The sequence below is a fragment of the Hydrotalea flava genome, from assembly GCF_001623405.1.
Lineage (GTDB): Bacteria > Bacteroidota > Bacteroidia > Chitinophagales > Chitinophagaceae > Hydrotalea > Hydrotalea flava.
This window is the reverse complement of the sequence record NZ_LUHG01000002.1, coordinates 1-1340: the sequence shown is the minus strand read 5'-3', so window position 1 is coordinate 1340 and position 1340 is coordinate 1. Positions and strand designations below refer to the sequence as shown.

At 42.6% G+C, this 1340-nt stretch carries 2 pseudogenes; both read right to left on the bottom strand.

The annotated features are described in order from the left end of the window. Positions 1–489, bottom strand: a pseudogene (locus A0F92_RS00015) (biotin/lipoyl-binding protein); the annotation flags it as partial. Between the two features lie 413 nt (positions 490–902). Next, a pseudogene (locus tag A0F92_RS00010) lies at positions 903–1340 on the bottom strand (S66 peptidase family protein); the annotation flags it as partial.

Here is a 1340-nt window from a genome sequence, read left to right as displayed (position 1 = left end):
TTGCAATTGTGCTGCCTGCCAGGCATGCAGGGCATTGGTATAGGCCAGTTCGCGCTGGTCTAAATCGTTTTTTGTACCAATTTGTTGTGCCCACAAATTGCGTTGGCGTTGTAACAACGTAGTGGCATTGTCTAACTGTGCTTTGGCAGTGGCAATGCTAATCTTTGCCTCATTTAAACGGGCAGCATTGGCTGCTACCGATGCATTGGCTGCCGCTAAAGCTACATTTTCGGTATTTAAACGGGTGGCCGTATTAAGAATATGCAAAATGGGCTGCCCTTTTTTTACCAGTTCCCCTTCGGTTACATAAATGGTATCAATTAATCCGGTAACGGTGGCAAATGCCTCATATTGCCGGTCTGATTTTACCATTCCGGAAGCATATACTGCCTCTGTTATGTTTTTTTGTTGGGGATAGATACTGCCTTTTTTTGGCCTACAAGCCACTAATAATACAAAAGCAATACAAACGGTTATTTTTAAATACATATTGGTATATATACCTTACAAAGCTATTGATTTATTGATGACGATGGTATGATATTGATCAGCCGCTGTAGAGGGGCATGTACCTATTTTTTTGCAGGGTATTTCACGCAAAGTACGCAAAGGCTTTTTTCTGGTGTTGCCTGGCGTACTTGGCCGCCGGCAATTTTTAAACCGCAAATGCACAAAGTGCGCAAAAGGTTAATATAAAAGCGTGCTGACTAATTGCCAACAAAAATCGGGGTATGTAAAAAACCGGCATTTTGATACCAGTAACCACCATGCCAAAACTGCATCCCCGGAATTCCTAAAACTCATCCGCAACTTCCATTTAGGTTGAGGAGGATAGCAATATGGTTCATCAATACTTGTAAAGGCTTGGGGTCTTACCCAATGTATAAAAACCAAAAACCGAATTATTCCTCCCGCAACACCACTTCTTTTTCTGTAACCATTAGTTGATGCTTTACCCCCAATTTAACAGCCAGGTTAGGTTCACCATGGCTTACCGGAAAATGAAAAGCCACAGGAAAGGTATATTCAGCCGCATGTTCCCGTACAATTTCCTCCACGGTTTTACCAAAGGGTATGGTAGTATCTTTTAGTTCGGTAAAGCCGCCTACCAATAAACCGGCGAGCGACTGTAACATACCGGCCCGGTTTAATTGAACCAACATTCTATCTATATGATATAAATATTCTCCCACATCTTCTATCAGTAATATTTTACCCTGGGTATCTAAATTGTCTTTACTGCCTATTAAGTGGGCAATAATAGAAAGGTTACCCCCCACCAGCTCCGCATTGGCCATCCCCTGACGGTTCAAAGGATGCACCGGCACGGTATAATGCAC